Genomic DNA, 20,839 nt, shown 5'->3' with positions numbered 1-20,839 from the left:
TCGAGGCAGCAGGGCGGGTGGCCGCGAACGGTTCAGGAAAAACTGTCGTAGCCCGCGCGGCCCTCGTCCAGCAGCCGCCTGATCACCGCGACGCCGCCGGCAACATCCTCGCGCCCGCTCGGCTGCGAAACACCGAAGCGCACCCCATGGAAAACCCGCTCCGAGCGCCCCGCCTTGAATTCATCCTCATCGTCGATCAGCACGCCATGCTCCAGGCAGGCATTCTTGAACGTGCCGGAAAGCCAGGGATCGGGCAGGGTGAGCCAGACGAACGGCACCTTGTCGTGCGATCTGAATGAGAAGCCCGCCAAACTTTCGCGCACTATGAACATGCGGGCGCTGATCTCCGCGATGCTGCGCTTGCGGATTTCGCTGGCCTGGCCGGAAAGCACCAGCCGGGCATTCACCTCCGCCAGCAGGAATGGCATGCCGCCGGTCATCATCTTGTGGGCGACCCGGATGCGATGGCGATAGGCGGGCGGGCAGGAGAGCCAGCCGCCGCGCAGTCCGGCGGCGACCGACTTCGACAGGCCGCCGGCGATGATGGTGCGCTCGGGCGCGAATTCGGCAAGCAGCGGTGTCGGGTCGTCGGTCAAATGGCCGTAGAGGTCATCCTCGATCAGGATGACGTTGTAATCACGGGCGATACGCGCGATCGCCTCGCGTCGAGCCGACGACAAGGTCACCAAGGTCGGATTCTGCGCCGTCGGTATCAGGAAGATCATCCTGGGGTGCTTTTGCGCGCAGACGCGTTCGAAATCCGCCGGATCGAGGCCTTCATCGTCCGATGCAACCAGCGCGGTGCGCCGGCCGATCAGGCCGGCGCTGCGGGAAATCTGGGAGTAGGTGAGGTGCTCGAAGGCGACATAGTCGCCGGGCGTGGTCAGGGCCGCGATCGCGGCCATCACCGCGGCGTGGGTACCGAGGGTAGGCACAATTGTATCGATCGTTGGCCGGAAGGCATTCCGGGACAGCCAACGGGCGCCGGCTTCGTACCAGCGATCCGGGAAGTCGCGCGTGTAACTTGAGATCTCATGCGGATGGTCCTGTGCGGTGCGCGACAGGACGTCGGCTACAACGGCGCCCTGGCCGATATCAGGGGCTGCCGTGCTGTCGAACCGCAACTTGCCCTTGGGGGCATCGACATAGCGCGTGCCCTCCACGCTGGTGTCGGGCGCCTCCGGCTTCGTAACCCCGATGTTCTGGCTAAGCACATAGGTCCCGCGTCCGACTTCGCCGCTGACGAGACCGCGCTCGCGCAGCAACTGATAGGCCCGCCCGACGGTGCCGACCGTGGCGCCGATGTCGTAGGCAAGGTCGCGCTGTGGCGGCAGTTTTGCCCCCGCGCCGATCACTCCTCGATCGATATCCGCCTCGATGGAATCCGCGAGACGCTGATACAGCGGGCCTGAACCGGTGAGATCTGGAACCCAATTTGTCATGGTGACAATTTTCTATATTGCACCGTTTTGGGAGTCAATACATATCGGCAGTGCACCCAACCAAGGGTGCAATTGACATTTGGCAGAAGAAAATGAATACAATCGGACCATTCCGCCACTCGGCAATCCAATTGCTCGGTCAGCCTGCTCGCCCGTCCGGGCAGCGCGGCTTCGCCGGCCGAATTGTGCAAGTGCTCAGTTCGCTGGCGAAATGGATCGACCGCCTGCTGGAGCGCCGGCGCGGCCGGCTGGCGCTGCTGGAGATGACCGACGATCAACTCAAGGACATCGGCATCTCGCGCTGCGACGCTCACCGCGAAGGCATCAAGCCGCTCTGGGAATAGCGACCCGTCTATCGGATGCCTTTGCTCCCGAGGCGCCCGATAGCGTGGTCGACGAAAACGGCGACGATGCATATCACCAGGAAAAGCGTGGTTATGGCGAGCGCGGCCATGGCGACGCTCTCAACGCCGTTCCTGACGACATCGAGGAAGGGGTAGGGCACTTCGCCCGCCAGCGGCGCGCGCGCCAGCGCATAGGCCAGATAGGCGATGGGATAGAGCACCCACCAGGAGATGTCGCTCCATCGCGTCCTGCCATCGGCGCCCGATATCAGCCACCACAGCACGAACAGCACCGGCGTCACATAGTGCAGCAGGATGTCGCAGAGCAGGAACAGGCCTTGCGGCTGCCAGAGCCGCGCCAGAACCGTGGCATAGACGGTGAACACCAGGGTGATCGAAGCCGCGACGCCCGCGCGCATCCGCGGTCCGGCAAAGGCCGGCAGCCATGCATAGAAGCTGGATGACAACAGCGAAGCGTGGACCAGCACGGCGCCAATGTTGGTCAGGATGGTGAAGAAGCTGAAATAGAACACGATCGAGCCGAGCAGGCCGCGGCCCGCTACCATCGAAGCCGGAATGGTGATCGAGAACTGCAAAGCGAGCGCTATCAGGCCAACAAACAATCCCGCGATCTGCAGGAACCGACCCATGGCAGGCTCAGGCGGTGGCCGCGCAGGCCGGATTGCCCGCCTGCCAGCGCGCGACATCAGAGCTGATGCGTGCGCCGAGCGGGTCGTTCATCAACGGTCCGAAGACGTCGACACGGCTTGAATTGCCCTGTGCCTGCACGACCAGCAACGGTTTGCCGCCATAGTGCTTGGCCGGCACCAGAAGGAAGCGCGGCGTGCCGCTGAACGAGTTCAGTTCATTAGCCATCTGATACTGCCTGAAGGCCGGATCCTTGCTGGCGATCCAGCATTTGTGGGCCGATATCGCCACCTGTTCCATGGAGAGCAGCGCGGCGCTCTTGCCGGACGGCACGGGCGTGCTCTTGGGGCTCGATTGGCAAGATGCCAAGGCAAAGCCTGACACGGCGATCAGGGCGATCGTCCTGTTCTTGATCAAGCGGCACCCATTTCGAGTTCGGACAGAGAGATCTTCAGGCCGTCGGTCATCTCGCCCCACACCCTGGACAATGCCGGATGCTGCGAAGCGATCTGCTCATAGGCATCGAATCTGGGATAGGCGTCGAGCAGGTCGTGGCGGCCGGTCATGGCGCGGAAATTGTTGAAGATGAACCGCGTCGGCGTCAGCCAGGCATCGGCGAAACTGATGTCGCTGCCGAGCGCGAAGGGGCCTTGCGCCATGCGTGCCTCGATGGCGGCCAGCCCATGGTGCAGACGGGCGAATTGGGCGTCGATCTCGGCAATGTCGCGCTTCGGCACGAAATGCAGTTCGAAAAGCTTCATCGTCGGTGTGAGTACGTCGAGATCGACGATGCGGGCAAACATGCGCACCAGCGCGCGGTCCTTCGAATCGGGCGGCAACAGAGCCGGTTCGGGAAACCGTTCCTCGAGATATTCGGCGATCACCACCGATTCGACGATCGTTTCGCCTGAGCCGGTGATCAGAACCGGAATCCGGTTCATCGGCGAGATGGCGCGAAACGCCTCGGGGATCGGAAAACCGGGCGGCGGCGCGATGATCTTGATCGGCACGTCCTTGATATAGGCCAGCGCCCGCACGATCGAAGAGTAGGGCGACAACGGCCGCGAATAGAGTTTCATGACCGTCTCTCCCTCACGCTATGATCTTTAATTGCCGCAATTCTTAAGGTTGCAGTTGCAAACCTCAAGCGGCAATGCCCAAGGCGCCTTCGAACAGCGCTCTGCCGTCATTGCCGCCATGCGCTGCTTCTATCAGATTCTCGGGATGCGGCATCAGGCCGAGCACATTGCCTTGTTCGTTGACGATGCCGGCAATGTCGTTGATCGAGCCGTTCGGGTTGGTGCCTTCGGCATAGCGGAACACCACCTGGCCTTCGCCCTCGAGACGGGCAAGTGTGTCGGCGTCGGCAAAGTAATTCCCGTCGTGATGCGCCACCGGCGAGCGGATGATCTGGCCCGGCTGGTAGCGACGCGTGAACATGGTGTTGGCGTTGGCGATCTCGAGCTTGACCTGCCGGCAGACGAATTTCAGCGAGGTGTTGCGCATCAGCGCACCTGGCAGCAGACCGGCCTCGACGAGGATCTGGAAACCGTTGCAAACGCCGATGACCATGACGCCCTTGGCCGCCTTTTCGGCGACCGCCCGCATGACCGGCATGCGTGCCGCGATCGCGCCGCAGCGCAGATAGTCGCCAAAGGAAAAACCGCCTGGGATGGCGATCAGGTCGACATCGGGAATTTCGGTGTCGGTCTGCCAGACGGTTGCCGGCGCCTGTCCGGAAATCTTGGTCAGCGCCGCGATCATGTCGCGGTCGCGGTTGAGGCCAGGGAGAAGGACGACGGCTGATTTCATTTTGGTTCGTAAGGCCTTTGTGCTTCGGCAAGTTCGCGCGGGTCGAGACGGCGCTCGATATGTTCTAGCCAATCATCCCGGCGAGCGAGCACGCCATAGATGTTCTTCACGTCACTCTCGGTGGCTATCAGATGACCGCGGATGGAGCCAAGCTCGGATTTTACCTCTCCGAGCGTCAAATCCATCCTGTCCAACCGTGATTGAATGGACTTGCGGCCTTCAAATATCAAGCTTCCATCGCGCTCGGCCATCAGTTCCTCCGCCACAACTTCAGGTAAGCGTCACACTATAATTCTCAATTACAGTGTTCGCCAGCAGCTTGTCGCACATGGCCTTGAGATCGGCCTCGGCCTTGCCCTTGTCGCTTTCCGAAAGCTCGACGTCGAACACCTTGCCCTGCCGCACTTGGCCGACGCCATCGAAGCCCAGCCCCGACAGCGCGTGTTCGATCGCCTTGCCTTGCGGGTCGAGCACACCATTCTTGAGGGTGACGGTAATGCGGGCCTTGATCACGCTGGACATGCTCCTGTTCTGAACGTTGGGCGCAAGCCGCTGTCAGTGCGGCTTGCCTTTGAGGCCATCGGTCGAGGCGACAAGCACCGGACCGGTAGGACGCGGCGGCTCGTTCTCGTTCATGATGCCGAGGCGGCGGGCGACTTCCTGATAGGCCTCGACGAGGCCGCCCATGTCGCGGCGGAAACGGTCCTTATCGAGCTTGTCCTGCGTCGCCACGTCCCACAGGCGGCAGGAATCCGGCGAAATCTCGTCGGCCACGACGATGCGCATCATATCGCCCTCGAACAGGCGACCGCACTCGATCTTGAAGTCGACGAGCTGGATGCCGACCCCCATGAACAGGCCGGAGAGGAAATCGTTGACGCGGATGGCCAGCGCCATGACGTCGTCGATCTCCTGCGGGCTTGCCCAGCCGAACGCCGTGATGTGCTCTTCCGAAACCATTGGATCGTCGAGCGCGTCGGCCTTGTAATAGAATTCGATGATCGAGCGCGGCAGGACGGTGCCTTCCTCGATGCCGAGGCGCTTGGACAGCGAACCGGCGGCGACATTGCGCACCACCACCTCGAGCGGGATGATCTCGACTTCCTTGATCAGCTGCTCGCGCATGTTGAGCCGGCGGATGAAGTGGGTCGGGATGCCCATGCGGTTCAAATGATTGAAGATGTATTCGGAAATGCGGTTGTTGAGTACACCCTTGCCGTCGATGACCTCGTGCTTCTTCTTGTTGAACGCGGTTGCGTCGTCCTTGAAGAACTGGATCAGCGTGCCCGGCTCGGGTCCCTCATAGAGGATCTTGGCCTTGCCTTCATAAATGCGGCGGCGATTTTTCATTTGAATTTTTCTCTGGATTTGCGGACAGGCGGCAAGCGACCACTTCCTGTCCGTCCGCCTGAATTAATGCGGCGACGGTGACGTTCAATGCCGGGTCTATCCCAATCACACCGTTTGCTCAATCGGCAAATCCTTTCAATCAACCGCTTTCGGGACTGAAATGCCGCAGCGCAGCATATGACGAAGCATATTGACCGGCCCGCGACCTTTTGGTTTGTGCTTCGGCAACACACATATCCATTGCCAACGAATCGGATTTGACCGGAGGGACGCCATGAGCAGCATGAAAGACCGCGAAGAGGGCTTCGAGCGCAAATTCGCATTCGACGAGGAGCTTCGGTTCAAGGCTTCGGCGCGGCGCAACAAGGCGCTTGGTCTGTGGGCAGCCGAAAAGCTCGGAAAGTCCGGCGCCGATGCCGACGCCTACGCCAAGGAAGTCGTTGTTTCCGACATCGAGGAAGCCGGCGACCACGACGTGTTCCGCAAGATCCGCAAGGATTTCGATGCCGCCGGCGTCGAGCAGTCCGATCACCAGATCCGCCGCACCATGGACGAAATGATGGCGCAGGCGATCGAGCAGATCAAGAACACCTGATCCGGCCGCTTTCTGGCCCAATCGACCGCCCGGCCGATCCGGGCGGTTTTTCTTTGCCTTTGCGGCGGTTTCCGGCTGAAACTGCCGACGTTAACGAGGAAAGAGATTAGATGTCCCTGAAGTCCCGTCTTGCCGCAGATGAAACGCTGGTAACCGCCTGGTCGGGCGTGCCGGACGCCTTGACCGTGGAGATCCTCGCCAGGCAGGACTTCGATGCCGTGACACTCGACATGCAGCATGGCGGCCATCACGAGGACAGCGTCCTGCGCGGCCTGGCACCCGTGCTGGCCGTGGGCAAGCCGGCGCTGGTGCGCATTCCCGTTGGCCGTTTCGACATGGCCAGCCGCGCTCTCGATTTCGGCGCCGAGGCGGTCATTGCGCCGATGGTCAACTCGGTGGCCGATGCAAAGCTGTTCGCCGCGGCCATGAAATATCCCCCGCTCGGCGAGCGCTCGTGGGGTCCGACCTATGCCTTTCCCCGCCATGGCAAGGGCGACTATGCCGAATGGCTGCGCGACACCAATCAGCGCACCATGGCTTTTGCCATGGTCGAGACGCGCGCCGCGCTCGATGCGCTTGACGGTATCCTCGACACGCCGGGCATCGACGGCATTTTCCTCGGGCCGTCCGACTTCTCGATCGCCTGGACCAACGGCACCACGGTCAATTCGACGCTGGAAAGCATGATGGAGACGGTGGCTTCGGTTGCCGAGCGCACCCGCAAGGCCGGCAAGCATGCGGCGATCTATGTCGTCGAACCGGCTATCGCCGGCCGCGTCGTGTCGATGGGCTATCGCCTGCTCGCCACGGGTTCCGAGCACGCGCTGATTTCATTGGGAGCAAGGACCTTGCTCAAGGACATGCGGGACTCGATCGGATCCTGAACCAGCGGACTGCTGTCGCCAGCGTGTTGCTCAGGCCTTTGCACCGCGAGCGCCGTGGCGGCCGATCCGCCGCGTCTGATCCTGTCGAACAAAGCGCCGAGCGCCTGGACCCACCAGTTGTTGAAAGCCATCAGCGGCAATGCCGCGAGGATCGACCCAGATATCGCGGCGGCAGCGCCGAGTGCGGCGGAGTCGCTTGCCAACAGCGCCCATGATCCCAACGAGCAGATAACGGGTACATGCACGAGGTAGAGCGGGAAAGACAGGTCGCCCAGGAAACGTGCGGCCTTGCCGGAGAGCCATGACGGTGGGTCATCCATGCTCAGCACGGCGTAAACCAGCATGATGCTTGCCGGGATGGCCACGCAAGCTTGCCGCAAACCAATATCGGAAGCTGCAATATCGAGCACGGCGAAGGGCCGGTATATTCCGACAGCATCTCCTGCATAACCCAGCAGCACCAGCGAAATAATCGCCATGGCCCCTCTCACCCATCGATTCGGGCGAAATCCCATGGCGAGAAGCGGATAGAGTAGGAGGCTGGCCGGAAAGGCACAAAAAAAGAAGCTGACTTGCACCGCCAAGAATACGCCTGTTGCTATGCAAAGCCAGGACAATAGCGCCCAGCGGCCTTGGAAGAAAAAGACGATCGGGGCGAGGGCGAAGGTCAGCATGCTGCCCCAGAACTCGATCGTCATGGTCCACAGGCTGCTGTCGTAATATTTGTCGCCGTAAATGAATGTCCGCCACGCTCCTTGCAGGAATGCGTCGGAGAAACTCGCTGTCTCCCGCGACAATAACTTTGAAGCATTGCCGAATCTGCCGAGCCACTCAGATTGAGCGACCGCCGCTGCATCCTCGAAGAAATACAGATCGAGCTTGAAGATGACACAGGACGATAGAACCACAACAAGCACGGGTCCAGCCAGACGAGGCAAACGTTTGATCGCACCCAGCCGAAGGTCTTGTGCGTCGCGGGACTGGAAATAACGCTTCACAAGCACATAGGAAGAGAGGACGAAAAACAAGTAGACGGCAGAGCCGCCATTGAAAGCGATGAAAGCCAGACTTGTCTTGAGCGATTGCGCAGCCGCCTCTTCGCCCGCCGCGGACGGCGCAAAAGCACACAAGATATGCCAATTGAGAACGATAAGCGCTGCGGCACCTCTCAAGAATTCGAGTGAAGCGTCCTTGCGCAAGCATTGACCTCTGTTTCAAGGGCGAAGAATTGGCAGCCCGGTTCAAGCACGGATGATCATCCAGAAAGCAATTTCCACTGCTTCTGAATAGTTAACGCTGGCCCTCTTAAATTATTATTATTCGAGTCCTGCAGTTTGATCGAAGGCCATCGTGCGTTGATTTTGGCGCGCCTCAGAGGTCCGTCAGGAACTTGGCGAAGGTCATCGATCCCTCGGGCCAGGGGCCAAAGCCTGAATCCTCGCTGAGATGGCCGGTTTCTCCGGCATCGATGAACAGCGAGCCCCAGGCGCCGGCGATGTCCTCGGCGACATCGAAAGGGCAGAAGGGGTCGTTGCGGCTGGCGATCACGATGGAGGGAAACGGCAGCGGTTCGCGAGGATAAGGGCCGAAGGTCATCAGATGTCTTGGCTTGATCTTGGGATTCGCGACGTCCGGCGGTGCCACGAAGAAGGCGCCGGCGACCGGCTTCCGGAACTGCGGAATGGCTTGTACGGCCGCGGCCACTCCAAGTGAGTGGGCGACGAGAACGACAGGTCTCTCGGCCTCGTTGACCGCCTTGGCCACACTCGCCGTCCAGTCCTCGCGTACCGGCTTCGACCATTCCGCTTGCTCGACGCGGCGCGCCGTGGACAGTTTCGATTGCCAGCGGGTCTGCCAATGCTCAGGCCCCGAATTGGTGTATCCGGGAATGATCAGAATATCTGCGTCCTTGACTTTCATGGCGCTCAGATAGCGAGCGCGATTGCCTCATGCAACCGTTGATGGGCAGGCTTCCGGTCGCAACGGTGAACACCATGTTCGCTTTTCGCTGTCTTGTGTGAACGATGAAGATCGACGATCTCTGTCGGGAGAGAAACAGCCGTGGAGGACCGGGATTTTGGCGCTGACACGATGTAGAATGATCGGCGCCGCTGGCCTCCTGGCTTTGGGAGCTTCGCGAGACGTCGCCGCAACGGAGACAATGATGAGCGAATTGCCATTTGCCGCCACCACGCCGGTGAGCGTCGCCCGCGTCGGTCTGAAGGCGCGTGATGCCGAAAGTCTTGCCGCCTACTATCGTAAAGTCGTCGGACTGCAGGAATTGAGCCGTGCCGAAGGCGCGATCACGCTCGGCGCCGGCAGCCGTCCGCTGCTGGTGCTTGAGCCGGACAGCTCTGCCAAACCGGACGATCCGCGCAGCGCCGGCCTGTTCCATACGGCTTTCCTGCTGCCCAGCCGTGCCGATCTCGGACGCTGGATCAACCACGCCATCTCAGACAAGATCGCTATCGAGGGCGCTTCGGACCATCTGGTCAGCGAAGCGCTCTACCTGACCGACCCCGAGGGCAACGGCATCGAAATCTATGCCGACCGCCGCCCGCAGGATTGGAAATGGAACGGCGACAAGATCGCCATGGCGACCGAGCGGATGAACATTCCGTCTGTCGTTGCCGAAGTGGCGGCCGGCGATGCGGGATGGCAAGGCGCGCCGGAAAACAGCATTGTCGGCCATGTCCACCTGCGCGTCGGCAGGCCGGAAGAGGCCGAAGCCTGGTGGAACCAGGAATTCGGCTTCGACACGGTCGCCAAATATGGCGGCCAGGCGGTGTTCCTGTCGTCGGGGCATTATCACCACCACATCGGCGCCAATGCCTGGCAAAGCGCCGGCGCCGGCCGCCGCGACCCCTCCCGCTCGGGCCTTGCCTGGGTCGAGATGCGTTCGGACAATGTGAGCAGCGAAACGACCCGTGAGGATCCTTGGGGCACGGTGATCAGGACCGTGCCGGGTAAGGCTTGATTGGACGTCATCACGGCACCTTCTCCCCGTAAACGGGGAGAAGGAAAGCTCATGCTCCTCCGAACACCCGCTTGAAGATCGTGTCGACGTGCTTGGTGTGGTAGCCTAGGTCGAATTTCTCGCGGATTTGCGCCTCCGGCAGCGCGGCTGTCACTTCCTTGTCGCCCAGAAGTTCCTCAAGAAAATCAGCGCCTTGTCCCCACACCTTCATGGCGTTGCGCTGTACCAGCCGGTAGGAATCCTCGCGTGACAGGCCGGCCTGCGTCAGCGCCAGCATGACGCGTTGCGAATGCACAAGGCCGCGAAACTTGTTCATGTTGTTCAGCATGTTGTCGGGATAGACGACCAGCTTGTCGACGACGCTGGTCAGGCGTGACAGCGCGAAATCAAGCGTCACGGTGGCGTCCGGGCCGATCATGCGCTCGACCGAGGAGTGCGAGATGTCGCGCTCGTGCCAGAGCGCAACGTTCTCCATCGCCGGCAGCGCCATGGAACGCACCATGCGGGCAAGGCCGGTGAGGTTTTCGGTCAGCACCGGGTTGCGCTTGTGCGGCATCGCCGACGAGCCTTTCTGGCCCGGCGAAAAATACTCTTCCGCTTCCAGCACTTCGGTGCGCTGCAGATGCCGGACCTCGATCGCCAGCCGCTCGATCGAGGAGGCGATGACGCCGAGGGTCGCGAAGAACATGGCGTGGCGGTCGCGCGGAATCACCTGCGTCGACACCGGTTCCGGCTTCAGTCCGAGCTTACGAGCCACATGTTCCTCGACATAGGGCTCTATGTTGGCGAAGGTTCCGACCGCGCCCGAAATCGCACAGGTGGCAATGTCTTCGCGCGCGTGCACCAGCCGCTCGCGGCAGCGCGAGAATTCGGCATAAGCCTGCGCCAGCTTTATGCCGAAGGTCGTCGGCTCGGCATGGATACCGTGGCTGCGGCCGATGGTGACGGTGTCCTTGTGCTCGAAGGCGCGGCGCTTGAGCGCTGCAAGCAACGTATCGATGTCGGCCAGCAGAATGTCGCTGGCGCGGGTGAGTTGCACAGCAAAGCAGGTGTCGAGCACGTCCGAAGACGTCATGCCCTGATGGATGAAGCGTGCATCGGGCCCGACGAATTCGGCAAGATGGGTAAGGAAGGCGATAACGTCATGCTTGGTGACGCGCTCGATCGCGTCGATCTTCTCGACGTCGAATTCGGCCGCGCTTCCCTTTTCCCAGATGGTTTTGGCCGCCTCCTTGGGGATGACGCCCAGTTCGGCCAGCGCGTCGCAGGCATGGGCTTCGATTTCGAACCAGATGCGAAATCGGGTTTCGGGCGACCAGATGGCGACCATTTCCGGCCGGGAATAGCGAGGGATCATCGGTCATTCCTGATGTGTCGGAGGGATTTGTCCGCGTCCTAACAGAGGCGGGCCAAATGCTCAACGCTGCTGCCGTGCAAACCAGAGGCTGACGGCGAACAAGGCGACGAAACCAAGCGGGAAATAGAGCCGGATGCCCAGCACCACGAACTGGTAGGACGCCACCGCCATCGTGAAGGCGAGCTGAAAGCCCCAGGTGAGGGTGAATACGGGCGCATGCCATTCGGCATAGTAGGAGCGGTATTGCAGGGCATACAGCAGGGCGGTGAGGCCGATCGTTGCGGCAGCAAGCCCTACGAATATCGCCGCGAAGGCGACCTCCCGGCCCCTTCCGAGCGAAACCAGCCGTGCGGCAAAGAGGCCAACCGGAAAGGCCAGGGCGCCGCCGACGGCAAACAGCAGGGACACGGTGCGGATCTTGCCCGGCGTCACCCAATTGTCCAGCAACAGGTTGACGAGTGCGCTGGCGCCCATGGCGGCGGCCCACAGCAGCGCACCGAGAAGCGCTGCACGCAGTGTCGGCATGGCGCCGCGAAGGTGGTGCAGGGCGCGATTGCGCCTGACGGGTTGGACAAGCTCTGTCACAGGCGGCCGGTCACGGCGATCCAGCGAAAGTCCGGCCCTTCGAAGCCATACTGGCGCACCGCGATCAGCACCGCATAAGCGCTGAGGCTGTCCATCGAGAACGTCTGCACCGCGCCGATGCGGTAGCCGTTCGGGCAGCCCCGGCTCTTGGGGATCGCTTTGTCCTCGTGCAGCAATTTGGTGGCGCCGCCATCCCGCGCCTCGATACGCAGCAACCGGAAGCCATTGATCTCGCCCTGGCTGGCGCAACTTTCGGTGTCATTCATGCCGATCTCGTCGAGCCGGAACTCGAGCGGCTGGTCGACAGGGGAAAAGATCGGTCGCGGATTGACCACTATGCGATGTGGATCGGCCGAAAGCTCGGTCACCGGGTTGGAGCCGGCGGTGATGCCGCGGTTGGCACTCAGCTCGGCCTGGCTGACAATGGCCTCGCCCTTTTGCCGGGCCTGAAGGCGGGCAGCGTCGAGCGTTGCCTTCTCGTCGTCGAGCCGGACCCTGACCGGCGTGCCCTTGAGAAAGCTGTCGTTGCTCGTGTCGATGTAATACCGGTTGGCATAGGGAAAGCCCGACCCGTCCTGGATGCCGTACTCCTCGAAGGCGAACACGCCGCCATCCCGGGTGAAGCCCAGGATTTCGAGCTCCGCGACATCGCCGGCCTGGGCAATCGACGCCGCGAACTGCGTGGCCAGGCAAACGGCAAACAGGAAAAGCGTCCGCATTGTCATCGCTCCTTCGGCCTGATCGCTTCAATCCCTAGCACGACGAGATCAAAACGTCGTGCGGACCAAGGCCGATGCATCCAAACCGCTCGTCATTTGTTATTGTCGGCAGTCCCATGGAGACCCACCCCAATGGAGAAGCTAACATGACCGACACCAGCAAAATTCGTGAGCACATGGAAGTCGTCGGCGCCGACGGCGTGCATATCGGCACCGTCGACAAGGTCGATGGTCAGCGCATCAAGCTGACCAAGGCCGACAGTGGCGAGGGGGCTCACAAGGGCCATCACCACTATATTTCACTGGCCCTGGTTGCCGAGGTCGATGGCAAGAAGGTGTGGCTGTCCGCGAATTCCGATGTCGCGGTGACGTTCGAGGAAGAAAAATCCGATCCGGTTTGATCGACGGCTTTAGCCAGCCTAGTGACGTGACGACCAGACGGGAAACAGGTCGTTGTCGGCTGGCGTCGCGGCAAACACGCCACGGCTGATGGCGCGCGCCATGGTGGCGCCGGCGGCGGCGTAGAGGTCGATTGCCGCGTCGGCGGTCAGTTCGACCCCGCTATTGCCGGTGGCCAGCGCGAACACCAGGTCGCCGTCGGCCGGCGTATGGGTCGGCCAGATGGCGCGTACGAAGCCGTCATGCGCCGAAATTGCCAGGCGTTTGGCGGCGGCCTTGGTGAGAACCGCGTCCGTGGCAATGACCGCGATGGTCGTGTTGCCGCCGCTGTCCAACTGCCGTCCGTGATCCTTGTCCCGGTATTTCAGCAAAATCCGCTTCGCGTCCTCGGGCATGGGCGAGGGATAACCAAGCCCGCCGAATTCATCGCCGATTTCGAAGGGTGCCGCCCAGAAATGGCGGGTGCGGCCGACGGTCACCGAGCCGGTCGGGTTGACGGCGGCCAGCGCGCCGATGGTGATCCCATTGTCCAGCAGTGTCGAGGCGGAACCCAGGCCACCCTTCAGCCCCGACGTCAGTGCACCGGTTCCGGCGCCCGCCGTGCCAAATTGGAAATCGACAGCGGCAGTCTGCACCGACTCGTAGCCGAGGTCGCGATAGGGGGGATAGCGGCCCCAGTCCTTGTCGCCGCCATTGCGCAGGTCGAAGAGGATCGCCGCCGGCACGATCGGTACGCGGAAGCCGCCAACCTCGAAGCCGATGCCGCGTTCGCGCAGTGCGGCCTGCACGCCGGAGGCAGCATCGAGCCCGAAAGCAGAGCCGCCCGACAGCACCACGGCATGGATCGTCTCCACCAAATTGTGCGGTTCCAGCAGATCCGTCTCGCGGGTGCCAGGCGCGCCGCCAAGAATCTGGACTCCCGCGACCGCCGGCTCGTCGCAAAGGACGGTCGTCACGCCGGACTTCAGCCTGGCGTCGGAAGCATTGCCAACGCGCAGGCCCATGACATCGGTGATGAGATTGCGTGGACCGGTGCGGAACATCAGTTGTTTTCCAAGGGCACGAAGCGGGTGCCGTCGAAGCGGAAGACACGGTAGAGGCTCTGGCTGAGGTCGCCCTTGTCGTCGAAGCGGACCGGTCCGATCGCCGTGGTGAAATCATGCCCGGTGAGTGCCTCGGCCAGCGGCCCGCCGGAGCCTGCTGCGTCCGACGATGCGGCCTTGGCGATCTCGACCGCAGCATAAGCCGGCAGGGCGTAGCCGTCCGGCACGATCTTGTGCGCGGAGAAGCTTTCCAGCACTTTGGGATCCGCGACATCGGCCCATTCGGGTGGCGCGATCATCAGCGTGCCGGTCGCGTAAGGCACGTCGCCGGGCGGCGTGCGCAGGTTTTCGCCGCCGGCAAGGACGATGCCCGTCTGGAGCTGGGCGGCATCGCGCCCCATAATGGCGATGTCGTCGCCGTCGCCGCCGGCAAAGACATGCGTGGCGCCGGCCTTTTTCAGCCGTCCCACCAGGCCGATCTGGTTGTCGAGCTGCGGCCGGAACGTGTCGACGAAGACCGGTTTCAGTGCCGCCTGCTCGGCAGCAGCACGAAATGTCTCCGCCATCTCACGGCCATAGATGGTGCCGTCGTCGATGATCGCGAACAGCTCGTTCTGCCATAGGCGGGTAAGGGTGGAGGCGACGGCATTGCGCTCGTCGTCGCCTCGCGGGCCGAGGCGATAAACCGGCCAGCCGGTCTTGGCGCGGCGGTCGGTCAGGCTTTCGGTTCGCACACCAACGGTGATGACAGGAATATTGGCGTCCTTAAGGACAGGCATCGCCGCCTCGATCGCCTCCGTGCAGAGGAAGCCGATCACGACATTGACCTTGGCTGCCACGAATTCCCTGGCCGCCGCGGCGCCGCCATCGCCGGTGCAGGCGTCATCAACAGTCTTGAGTTGGATGCCGTCCACCTCTGCCGCGAGCCCGGCGCCAGCCTCGATCTGCCTGCCGAGGATGGCCGATGGTCCCGACAGGGGTGCTGCGACACCAATCGTGAGCGTCTGTGCGCTGGCGGCGCCGGCCATGAACAGCCAGGCCAGCGCTGCGGTTGTGGTTGCCCCGGATCGCATGCTGCCGAAGAATTCCTCCAAGCCCGCGACGTCGCGCAGGCGTCAAATTCCCGCCAAGACCTAAAGGCTGCCCGGCCTTGGTGCAACACGCGAATTCGGGATATGGGCCAAGCACTTCGCTTGTGGCATGTGATGTCTGGCCATATATGTCAGGTGAACAATGGCCATGGAATCTTCCAGTGCTGAAGAAGAACGATATTGGACCGCAGGCCTATCGCGACGCGATGAGTCATTTTGCCGGTCATGTCCATGTGGTGACCACCGACGGACCCGCCGGAAAGCGCGGGACGACGGTGATCGCGGCGTGTTCCGTATCGGACACGCCGCCGACCATCCTGGTCTGCCTCAATCGTGAAAATGCCAAGAATGAGCTGTTCGTGAAGAACGGCAAATTTGCCCTGAACACGCTGGCTTCGCACCAGGAGCCGCTGTCGATTGGATTTTCCGGCATGACTGGCCTGCCGGTCGAAGAGCGCTTCGCGCTCGGCGAATGGGATGTGATTTCCACCGGCGCGCCGACGCTGAAGGGCGCGCTCGCCGTGTTCGACTGTGAACTGATCGACACCAAGGACCTGGCCACCCATCGTGTGCTTTTTGGCAAGGTGACAGGCCTGCGTATGGGCGATAATTTGCGGCCGCTGATCTATCACGCCCGCGGCTACCACGTCCTGGAAAGTGGGGCCGCCGCACCCACGGAGAAGGAATGAGCGACTTGAACCCGCGCCCCGTGCCGCGGACGATCGACGAAACGCTCGATCTCCTGACCGGCGCGGACTATGTCGCGGACCGGTCGCTGGCAACGGTGCTTTTCCTGTCTCTGCGCATGAGACGGCCGCTTTTCCTCGAAGGCGAGGCCGGCGTCGGCAAGACCGAGATCGCCAAGGTGTTGGCCGAGGCGCTTGGCCGCCGGCTGATCCGTCTGCAGTGTTATGAGGGGCTCGACGTCTCCTCGGCCGTTTATGAGTGGAATTACGCCGCGCAGATGATCGAAATCCGCATGGAGGAGGCCGCCGGCAAGGTCGACCGCTCCGCCATGGAGCGTAACGTTTTCTCCGAAAAGTACCTGATCCGCCGGCCGGTGCTCGATGCGCTGACCGGTAAGACGGGCGCAGCCCCGGTTTTCCTGATCGACGAACTCGACCGCACCGATGAAGCCTTCGAAGCCTTCCTGCTCGAAATCCTCTCCGACTTCCAGGTGACTGTGCCTGAACTCGGCACGATCAAGGCGGAAGAGCCGCCGATCGTCATCATCACCACCAACCGCACCCGCGAAATCCACGATGCGCTGAAGCGGCGCTGCCTTTATCACTGGGTCGACTATCCCAGTGCCGAGCGCGAACTGGAGATCGTGCGCCGCAAGGTGCCTCGGGCCAACCAGCGGCTTTCGGCCGAAGTGGTGTCATTCATCCAGAAGCTGCGCCAGATCGAGCTGTTCAAGGTGCCGGGCGTCGCCGAAACCATCGACTGGGCCGGCGCGCTGACCGAACTCGACAAGGTGGCGCTCGATCCGGAGACCGTGTCCGACACGATCGGGGTGCTGCTGAAATACCAGGACGACATTGCCCGCATGGGCGCGGGCGAGGGCCGGCGCATCCTCGACGAGGTCAAGACCGAGCTCGCGGCGGCGGAGTAGGGTGGTGAAGGCGTCCCGACCCGACCCTGGAGAGGCGACGGCGGACGGCCGGATCGCAGACAACATCGTCTATTTCGCCCGCGCCTTGCGCAAGGCCGGCATGCGGGTCGGGCCCGCTTCGGTCAAGGACGCGATCGAGGCGGTGCTCGTCGCCGGCATCGGCTCGCGTGATGACTTTTACTGGACCCTGCACGCCGTTCTGGTCTCGCGGCATGAGGATCATGCCACCTTCGACGAAGCTTTCCGGCTGTTCTGGAAATCGCGCGAATTGATCGAGAAGCTGTTGGCGATGTTTTCACCGGTGGCGCCTGATGTCAGGCAGAAGCAGAAACCGCGCGCGGCTGAAAATCGCGTCAGCCAGGCGATGTTCGAGGGTCATCAGAAGAACCAGACGCCTCAGGAAATCCCTGAGATCGAGGTCGACGCCCGCTTCACCTTTTCCGGCAACGAGCTGTTGCGGGGCAAGGACTTCGCGCAGATGAACGCAGTCGAGATGGCTGACGCCAGGAAGGCGATCGCGGCGTTGCGGCTGCCTGTCGACATGGTGCGGACCAGACGCTTCAAGGCCGATGCGCATGGCCGCCGCATCGATCCACGCGCCATGATGCGCTCGGCGGCGCGTACCGGCGGTGAATTGATCCTGCCGAAATTCCGCTCGGTCCGCGAAGTTCATCCGCCCCTGGTGGTGCTGGCCGATATTTCCGGTTCGATGAGCCAATACACGCGCATCTTCCTGCATTTCCTGCATGCGCTGACGGAAAAGCGCCGGCGCGTGCACACTTTCGTCTTCGGCACGCGGCTGACCAACCTGACCCGGCAGATGCGCCACCGCGATCCCGATGCCGCCCTTGCCGATTGCTCGGCGGCGGTCAAGGACTGGTCGGGTGGCACGCGCATCGGCGATACGTTAGCCGAGTTCAACCTTGTATGGTCGCGACGTGTGCTGGGACAGGGCGCGGTGGTGCTTCTGATCACCGACGGGCTGGAGCGCGACGATATAGGGGGCTTGGCGGAAGAAATGGAGCGGCTGCACAAATCCTGCCGGCGGCTGATCTGGCTCAATCCGTTGTTGCGCTTCGATGGTTTTCAGGCGCGCGCCCGCGGCGTCAAGGCGATGCTGCCGCATGTCGACGAATTCCGCTCGGTGCACAATCTCGACGCGCTCGCCGATCTCTGCGCCTCGCTGGACAAGAAATCGGTTCTTTCCGTCGATCCACGGCGGTGGATGGATGCTGGCGCAAGGCGCGCCGCATAGCCATATATTTCCCGGCTTTTGGAAAAACAGACCCTGAGAGAAGCAACGATGAGTGACAGTCTTTATCTCGATGAGGCCCGCGACCCGCTGATCATCGCGGAAGCCTGGATGAAGGACGGCAAGGATGTCGCAGTCGCGACCGTGGTCGAGACCTGGGGTTCAGCGCCGCGCCCGGTCGGCAGCCACCTTGTCATCGATGCCCATGGCAATTTCCACGGCTCTGTTTCGGGCGGTTGCGTCGAGGGCGCTGTCGTGACCGAGGCGGTCGACGTCATCGGCTCCGGCAAAGCCAGGATGCTGGAGTTCGGTGTTGCCGATGAGACCGCCTGGCAAGTCGGCCTGTCCTGCGGCGGCCGCATCAAGGTTTATGTTGAGCGATTGGGCTGACCTCCGATGGATCCTTATGCGCTGAAGACGCTCAATGCCGAGCGGCGCGCCCGCCGCGCGGCGATCCTCGTCACTGATCTCGGTGATGGTCGCGATCGTATCGTGCGGGAGGGCGATCAGGTCGCCGGCGATCTCGGTGCGGCGATCGCCAAGGCGTTTCGATCCGGCAATTCGGGGTCCGTCGAGGCGGAAGGGCGGACCTTCTTCCTCAATGCGCATCTGCCGCGGCCGCGTCTGGTGGTGATCGGCGCCGTGCATATCAGTCAGGCGCTCGCGCCGATGGCACGGATCGCAGGCTATCCCTTGGAGATCATCGATCCGCGCACCGCCTTTGCCACATCGGACCGCTTTCCCGATGTCGCCTTGCATGCCGACTGGCCGCAGGACGTGCTGGGACGCCAGCCGCTCGACGCTTACACCGCGCTCGCCGCCGTTACCCATGACCCGAAGATCGACGATTTCGCGCTGAAGGCGGCACTCGACGCCAACTGTTTCTATGTCGGAGCGCTCGGCAGCCGAAAGACGCATGCCAGGCGCGTCGAGCGCCTGCTGGCGCTGGGCGCGAGTGCGGACCAGATCGCGCGTATCCACGCGCCGATCGGGCTGGACATCGGGGCGGCAAGCCCCGCCGAGATCGCCGTCGCCATTCTCGCGCAGACCATTCTTGCCTTCCGCTCACGCGGCCTCGATGCGAAGGGCGCGGCGGCGTGAAATTCGGTCCGATCCCGATCGACGCGGCCGAAGGGGCGGTGCTGGCGCATGCGACCGCGGCCGGCGAAAAGCGATTTCGCAAGGCGCACAGGCTGAGCGCCGAAGATGTCTCAACGCTCAAGAGGGCAGGTGTTTCGCAGGTCGTTGCGGCCGTGCTGGCGCCGGACGATCTCGGCGAGGACGCCGCGGCGCAAAAAATTGCCGAAAGCATGACCCTCGGCGGCATCGAGGCGAAGCCCGCCGCTACCGGCCGGGTCAATCTCCACGCCAAGGCGGCTGGCATCTTCACCGTCAATGCCGCTGTCATCGATGCGATCAATGCGGTCGATCCCGCTATCACCATCGCCACGCTTGGCCAGCACGCGCCGGTCGAAAAGGGCCAGATGGTCGCGACGGTGAAGATCATCCCCTTCGCGGTCTCTTCCTCGTTGGTGGCCGCCGTGACGGAAATCTGTGCCAGCGGCGAAATTTTTGCCGTCAACGCCTATCGGCCGATGCGTGTCGGCGTCGTCCAGACGGTGCTGCCGGGCACCAAACCAACCGTGCTCGACAAGACGCTACGCGTCACCGAAGCCCGGCTGGCGCGCTCCGGCGGCAGGCTGACGGCGGAGCGCCGTACGCCGCATGAGATCGCCCCTGTCGCCGAGGCTGCCATCGCGCTTGCGCGCGACAACGACATGGTGGTGATCTTCGGGGCTTCCGCCATGAGCGATTTCGCCGACGTCGTTCCGGCGGCGATCGAGAGGGCGGGCGGTACCGTCATCCGCGCGGGCATGCCGGTCGATCCCGGCAATCTGCTGGTGCTCGGCACACTCGGCGGCAAGCGCATCATCGGCGCGCCTGGCTGCGCCCGCAGCCCCAAGGAGAACGGCTTCGACTGGGTGCTCGACCGATTGATTGCCGGCCTGGACGTCACCGCGCGCGACATCGCCGGCATGGGCGTCGGCGGCCTGCTGATGGAGATACCGACGCGGCCGCAGCCGCGCGAGCCGCTGCCGGCCAAAAGTCGGCTCAAGGTCGGGATCGTGCTTCTGGCGGCGGGCCGGTCGAGCCGCATGGGCGGGCCGAACAAGCTGATGGCGCTGTTCGACGGCCAGCCGCTGGTGCGCCGCACCGCCGAACGCGCGCTCGCCTCGAAGGCTTCGGGCACGATCGTCGTCACCGGTCATCAGCGCGAGCGGGTGCGCGCGGCATTGTCGGGCCTCGACGTCACCTTCGCCAACAATCCCGATTTTGCCGATGGTCTGTCGACCTCGCTTAAAGCCGGCACTGCCTATCTGCCCGAAGACGCCGCTGGTGCGATGATCGTTCTGGGAGACATGCCGGGTGTCGCATCCGACGACCTCGACAGGCTTATCGATGCCTTCCGCAGGGCCGGCGGCAACTCGGTGGTCCGTGCCACGCACCAAGGCAAACGCGGCAACCCGGTGCTTTTGCCGCGCTCGTTATTCGCGGCAATCGCCCATCTCGAAGGCGACACCGGCGCTCGCCATCTGGTCGAGGCCGAAGGGCTCGATGTCATCGATGTCGAGATCGGGGAGGGCGCGTCCGTCGATGTCGACACCCGAGAGGCACTGGAAGGCGCGGGCGGCGTGCTGCAGGATTGACAAACGGAGGCGGCATTA

Annotated in this window: 26 protein-coding genes; 11 read left to right on the top strand and 15 right to left on the bottom strand. The window is 62.8% G+C overall.

What is annotated here, in order from left to right; genetic code table 11:
* Positions 1 to 32: 32 nt before the first annotated feature.
* Entirely contained in the window at positions 33 to 1,442 is a 1,410-nt protein-coding gene (locus tag FJ527_RS16760) for a PLP-dependent aminotransferase family protein (RefSeq protein WP_140823624.1), read from the bottom strand.
* A 92-nt stretch (positions 1,443 to 1,534) separates the two neighbouring features.
* On the opposite strand from FJ527_RS16760, the gene FJ527_RS16755 reads away from it, so the two are divergent.
* Complete coding sequence (locus FJ527_RS16755) at positions 1,535 to 1,786, top strand: DUF1127 domain-containing protein (protein ID WP_140823623.1); 252 nt, start codon at positions 1,535 to 1,537, stop codon at positions 1,784 to 1,786.
* 8 nt (positions 1,787 to 1,794) lie between these two features.
* Here the strand turns inward: FJ527_RS16755 and FJ527_RS16750 are convergent, their stop codons facing one another.
* The 7 genes from FJ527_RS16750 to purC all read right to left on the bottom strand — a co-directional run bounded on the left by FJ527_RS16750 (position 1,795) and on the right by purC (position 5,596).
* Complete coding sequence (locus tag FJ527_RS16750; RefSeq protein WP_140823622.1) at positions 1,795 to 2,436, bottom strand: Pr6Pr family membrane protein; 642 nt, start codon at positions 2,434 to 2,436, stop codon at positions 1,795 to 1,797.
* A 7-nt stretch (positions 2,437 to 2,443) separates the two neighbouring features.
* On the bottom strand, positions 2,444 to 2,851 hold the full coding sequence (locus tag FJ527_RS16745; RefSeq protein WP_015318139.1) for a hypothetical protein: 408 nt from the start codon (positions 2,849 to 2,851) through the stop codon (positions 2,444 to 2,446).
* The gene (locus FJ527_RS16740) at positions 2,848 to 3,513 is read right to left on the bottom strand and encodes a glutathione S-transferase family protein (RefSeq protein ID WP_140823621.1); all 666 of its coding nucleotides are present in this window, start codon (positions 3,511 to 3,513) and stop codon (positions 2,848 to 2,850) included. Before FJ527_RS16740 ends, FJ527_RS16745 begins: the two co-directional genes overlap by 4 nt.
* A 64-nt stretch (positions 3,514 to 3,577) precedes the next feature.
* A complete protein-coding gene (gene purQ, locus FJ527_RS16735; protein ID WP_015318137.1) occupies positions 3,578 to 4,246 on the bottom strand; it encodes a phosphoribosylformylglycinamidine synthase subunit PurQ in 669 nt (222 codons plus the stop codon).
* Positions 4,243 to 4,497, bottom strand: coding sequence for a hypothetical protein (locus tag FJ527_RS16730; protein WP_140720646.1), 255 nt, complete (start codon positions 4,495 to 4,497; stop codon positions 4,243 to 4,245). Before FJ527_RS16730 ends, purQ begins: the two co-directional genes overlap by 4 nt.
* A gap of 19 nt (positions 4,498 to 4,516) precedes the next feature.
* The gene (purS, locus tag FJ527_RS16725) at positions 4,517 to 4,759 is read right to left on the bottom strand and encodes a phosphoribosylformylglycinamidine synthase subunit PurS (RefSeq protein WP_015318135.1); all 243 of its coding nucleotides are present in this window, start codon (positions 4,757 to 4,759) and stop codon (positions 4,517 to 4,519) included.
* A 42-nt stretch (positions 4,760 to 4,801) separates the two neighbouring features.
* Positions 4,802 to 5,596, bottom strand: coding sequence for a phosphoribosylaminoimidazolesuccinocarboxamide synthase (gene purC / locus FJ527_RS16720; protein ID WP_013532127.1), 795 nt, complete (start codon positions 5,594 to 5,596; stop codon positions 4,802 to 4,804).
* 274 nt (positions 5,597 to 5,870) lie between these two features.
* Here purC and FJ527_RS16715 point away from each other — a divergent pair, with 274 nt between their 5' ends.
* Positions 5,871 to 6,191 carry a DUF1476 domain-containing protein gene (locus FJ527_RS16715; RefSeq protein ID WP_015318134.1) on the top strand — a complete coding sequence of 107 codons (321 nt, stop codon included), beginning with the start codon at positions 5,871 to 5,873 and terminating at the stop codon, positions 6,189 to 6,191.
* 110 nt (positions 6,192 to 6,301) lie between these two features.
* Entirely contained in the window at positions 6,302 to 7,075 is a 774-nt protein-coding gene (locus tag FJ527_RS16710) for an HpcH/HpaI aldolase/citrate lyase family protein (RefSeq protein WP_140823620.1), read from the top strand.
* Here FJ527_RS16710 and FJ527_RS16705 read toward each other — a convergent pair.
* On the bottom strand, positions 6,982 to 8,274 hold the full coding sequence (locus FJ527_RS16705) for an acyltransferase (RefSeq protein WP_140823619.1): 1,293 nt from the start codon (positions 8,272 to 8,274) through the stop codon (positions 6,982 to 6,984). The two genes, FJ527_RS16710 and FJ527_RS16705, sit on opposite strands and share 94 nt — an antisense overlap.
* A 172-nt stretch (positions 8,275 to 8,446) precedes the next feature.
* Positions 8,447 to 8,995 (bottom strand): alpha/beta hydrolase, encoded by a 549-nt coding sequence (locus FJ527_RS16700; protein ID WP_140616988.1) that lies wholly within the window; start codon positions 8,993 to 8,995, stop codon positions 8,447 to 8,449.
* Between the two features lie 244 nt (positions 8,996 to 9,239).
* Here FJ527_RS16700 and FJ527_RS16695 point away from each other — a divergent pair, with 244 nt between their 5' ends.
* Complete coding sequence (locus FJ527_RS16695) at positions 9,240 to 10,052, top strand: VOC family protein (protein WP_140823618.1); 813 nt, start codon at positions 9,240 to 9,242, stop codon at positions 10,050 to 10,052.
* A 49-nt stretch (positions 10,053 to 10,101) separates the two neighbouring features.
* Here the strand turns inward: FJ527_RS16695 and purB are convergent, their stop codons facing one another.
* From purB to FJ527_RS16680, 3 genes are read right to left on the bottom strand one after another with little or no spacing between them, the layout of a single operon-like run.
* A complete protein-coding gene (gene purB / locus FJ527_RS16690) occupies positions 10,102 to 11,409 on the bottom strand; it encodes an adenylosuccinate lyase (protein ID WP_140823617.1) in 1,308 nt (435 codons plus the stop codon).
* A 60-nt stretch (positions 11,410 to 11,469) separates the two neighbouring features.
* Positions 11,470 to 11,934 carry a hypothetical protein gene (locus FJ527_RS16685; RefSeq protein ID WP_015318128.1) on the bottom strand — a complete coding sequence of 155 codons (465 nt, stop codon included), beginning with the start codon at positions 11,932 to 11,934 and terminating at the stop codon, positions 11,470 to 11,472.
* Positions 11,935 to 11,990: 56 nt separating this feature from the next.
* Positions 11,991 to 12,713, bottom strand: coding sequence for a DUF2259 domain-containing protein (locus FJ527_RS16680; protein ID WP_140823616.1), 723 nt, complete (start codon positions 12,711 to 12,713; stop codon positions 11,991 to 11,993).
* Positions 12,714 to 12,859: 146 nt separating this feature from the next.
* Here FJ527_RS16680 and FJ527_RS16675 point away from each other — a divergent pair, with 146 nt between their 5' ends.
* On the top strand, positions 12,860 to 13,114 hold the full coding sequence (locus FJ527_RS16675) for a DUF2171 domain-containing protein (RefSeq protein ID WP_023773164.1): 255 nt from the start codon (positions 12,860 to 12,862) through the stop codon (positions 13,112 to 13,114).
* An 18-nt stretch (positions 13,115 to 13,132) separates the two neighbouring features.
* Here FJ527_RS16675 and FJ527_RS16670 read toward each other — a convergent pair whose 3' ends face one another.
* Positions 13,133 to 14,155 carry a P1 family peptidase gene (locus tag FJ527_RS16670; RefSeq protein ID WP_140823615.1) on the bottom strand — a complete coding sequence of 341 codons (1,023 nt, stop codon included), beginning with the start codon at positions 14,153 to 14,155 and terminating at the stop codon, positions 13,133 to 13,135.
* Entirely contained in the window at positions 14,155 to 15,228 is a 1,074-nt protein-coding gene (locus FJ527_RS16665) for an ABC transporter substrate-binding protein (protein ID WP_140823614.1), read from the bottom strand. The genes FJ527_RS16670 and FJ527_RS16665 overlap by 1 nt, the downstream gene beginning before the upstream one ends.
* A 179-nt stretch (positions 15,229 to 15,407) precedes the next feature.
* Between FJ527_RS16665 and FJ527_RS16660 the strand changes: the two genes are divergently transcribed.
* Genes FJ527_RS16660 through FJ527_RS16635 form a run of 6 tightly spaced genes read left to right on the top strand, consistent with a single transcriptional unit; the run spans position 15,408 to position 20,821 of the window.
* On the top strand, positions 15,408 to 15,935 hold the full coding sequence (locus FJ527_RS16660) for a flavin reductase (protein WP_140662039.1): 528 nt from the start codon (positions 15,408 to 15,410) through the stop codon (positions 15,933 to 15,935).
* Entirely contained in the window at positions 15,932 to 16,861 is a 930-nt protein-coding gene (locus FJ527_RS16655) for a MoxR family ATPase (protein ID WP_140823613.1), read from the top strand. Before FJ527_RS16660 ends, FJ527_RS16655 begins: the two co-directional genes overlap by 4 nt.
* A gap of 4 nt (positions 16,862 to 16,865) precedes the next feature.
* The gene (locus FJ527_RS16650) at positions 16,866 to 18,116 is read left to right on the top strand and encodes a VWA domain-containing protein (protein WP_140823612.1); all 1,251 of its coding nucleotides are present in this window, start codon (positions 16,866 to 16,868) and stop codon (positions 18,114 to 18,116) included.
* 48 nt (positions 18,117 to 18,164) lie between these two features.
* Positions 18,165 to 18,503: an XdhC family protein gene (locus tag FJ527_RS16645; RefSeq protein WP_140823611.1), complete on the top strand. Its 339-nt coding sequence runs from the start codon at positions 18,165 to 18,167 to the stop codon at positions 18,501 to 18,503.
* A 6-nt stretch (positions 18,504 to 18,509) separates the two neighbouring features.
* Complete coding sequence (locus FJ527_RS16640) at positions 18,510 to 19,214, top strand: XdhC family protein (RefSeq protein WP_140823610.1); 705 nt, start codon at positions 18,510 to 18,512, stop codon at positions 19,212 to 19,214.
* Positions 19,211 to 20,821 (top strand): molybdopterin-binding/glycosyltransferase family 2 protein, encoded by a 1,611-nt coding sequence (locus FJ527_RS16635; RefSeq protein WP_140823609.1) that lies wholly within the window; start codon positions 19,211 to 19,213, stop codon positions 20,819 to 20,821. Before FJ527_RS16640 ends, FJ527_RS16635 begins: the two co-directional genes overlap by 4 nt.
* The last annotated feature ends 18 nt before the right edge of the window (positions 20,822 to 20,839 follow it).

Source organism: Mesorhizobium sp. B2-4-18 (assembly GCF_006441385.1).
In the GTDB taxonomy this organism is placed as follows: Bacteria; Pseudomonadota; Alphaproteobacteria; order Rhizobiales; family Rhizobiaceae; genus Mesorhizobium; species Mesorhizobium australicum.
This window is presented reverse-complemented; position numbering and strand designations above follow the sequence as displayed.

What these genes read in the sequence shown, in the direction of transcription:
- FJ527_RS16760 (WP_140823624.1), bottom strand. Translation starts at nt 1,442, where the DNA reads ATGACAAATTGGGTTCCAGATCTCACCGGTTCAGGCCCGCTGTATCAG.
- FJ527_RS16755 (WP_140823623.1), top strand. Translation starts at nt 1,535, where the DNA reads ATGAATACAATCGGACCATTCCGCCACTCGGCAATCCAATTGCTCGGT.
- FJ527_RS16750 (WP_140823622.1), bottom strand. Translation starts at nt 2,436, where the DNA reads ATGGGTCGGTTCCTGCAGATCGCGGGATTGTTTGTTGGCCTGATAGCG.
- FJ527_RS16740 (WP_140823621.1), bottom strand. Translation starts at nt 3,513, where the DNA reads ATGAAACTCTATTCGCGGCCGTTGTCGCCCTACTCTTCGATCGTGCGG.
- purQ (WP_015318137.1), bottom strand. Translation starts at nt 4,246, where the DNA reads ATGAAATCAGCCGTCGTCCTTCTCCCTGGCCTCAACCGCGACCGCGAC.
- FJ527_RS16730 (WP_140720646.1), bottom strand. Translation starts at nt 4,497, where the DNA reads ATGGCCGAGCGCGATGGAAGCTTGATATTTGAAGGCCGCAAGTCCATT.
- purC (WP_013532127.1), bottom strand. Translation starts at nt 5,596, where the DNA reads ATGAAAAATCGCCGCCGCATTTATGAAGGCAAGGCCAAGATCCTCTAT.
- FJ527_RS16715 (WP_015318134.1), top strand. Translation starts at nt 5,871, where the DNA reads ATGAGCAGCATGAAAGACCGCGAAGAGGGCTTCGAGCGCAAATTCGCA.
- FJ527_RS16710 (WP_140823620.1), top strand. Translation starts at nt 6,302, where the DNA reads ATGTCCCTGAAGTCCCGTCTTGCCGCAGATGAAACGCTGGTAACCGCC.
- FJ527_RS16700 (WP_140616988.1), bottom strand. Translation starts at nt 8,995, where the DNA reads ATGAAAGTCAAGGACGCAGATATTCTGATCATTCCCGGATACACCAAT.
- FJ527_RS16695 (WP_140823618.1), top strand. Translation starts at nt 9,240, where the DNA reads ATGAGCGAATTGCCATTTGCCGCCACCACGCCGGTGAGCGTCGCCCGC.
- purB (WP_140823617.1), bottom strand. Translation starts at nt 11,409, where the DNA reads ATGATCCCTCGCTATTCCCGGCCGGAAATGGTCGCCATCTGGTCGCCC.
- FJ527_RS16685 (WP_015318128.1), bottom strand. Translation starts at nt 11,934, where the DNA reads ATGCCGACACTGCGTGCAGCGCTTCTCGGTGCGCTGCTGTGGGCCGCC.
- FJ527_RS16680 (WP_140823616.1), bottom strand. Translation starts at nt 12,713, where the DNA reads ATGCGGACGCTTTTCCTGTTTGCCGTTTGCCTGGCCACGCAGTTCGCG.
- FJ527_RS16675 (WP_023773164.1), top strand. Translation starts at nt 12,860, where the DNA reads ATGACCGACACCAGCAAAATTCGTGAGCACATGGAAGTCGTCGGCGCC.
- FJ527_RS16670 (WP_140823615.1), bottom strand. Translation starts at nt 14,155, where the DNA reads ATGTTCCGCACCGGTCCACGCAATCTCATCACCGATGTCATGGGCCTG.
- FJ527_RS16665 (WP_140823614.1), bottom strand. Translation starts at nt 15,228, where the DNA reads ATGCGATCCGGGGCAACCACAACCGCAGCGCTGGCCTGGCTGTTCATG.
- FJ527_RS16655 (WP_140823613.1), top strand. Translation starts at nt 15,932, where the DNA reads ATGAGCGACTTGAACCCGCGCCCCGTGCCGCGGACGATCGACGAAACG.
- FJ527_RS16645 (WP_140823611.1), top strand. Translation starts at nt 18,165, where the DNA reads ATGAGTGACAGTCTTTATCTCGATGAGGCCCGCGACCCGCTGATCATC.
- FJ527_RS16640 (WP_140823610.1), top strand. Translation starts at nt 18,510, where the DNA reads ATGGATCCTTATGCGCTGAAGACGCTCAATGCCGAGCGGCGCGCCCGC.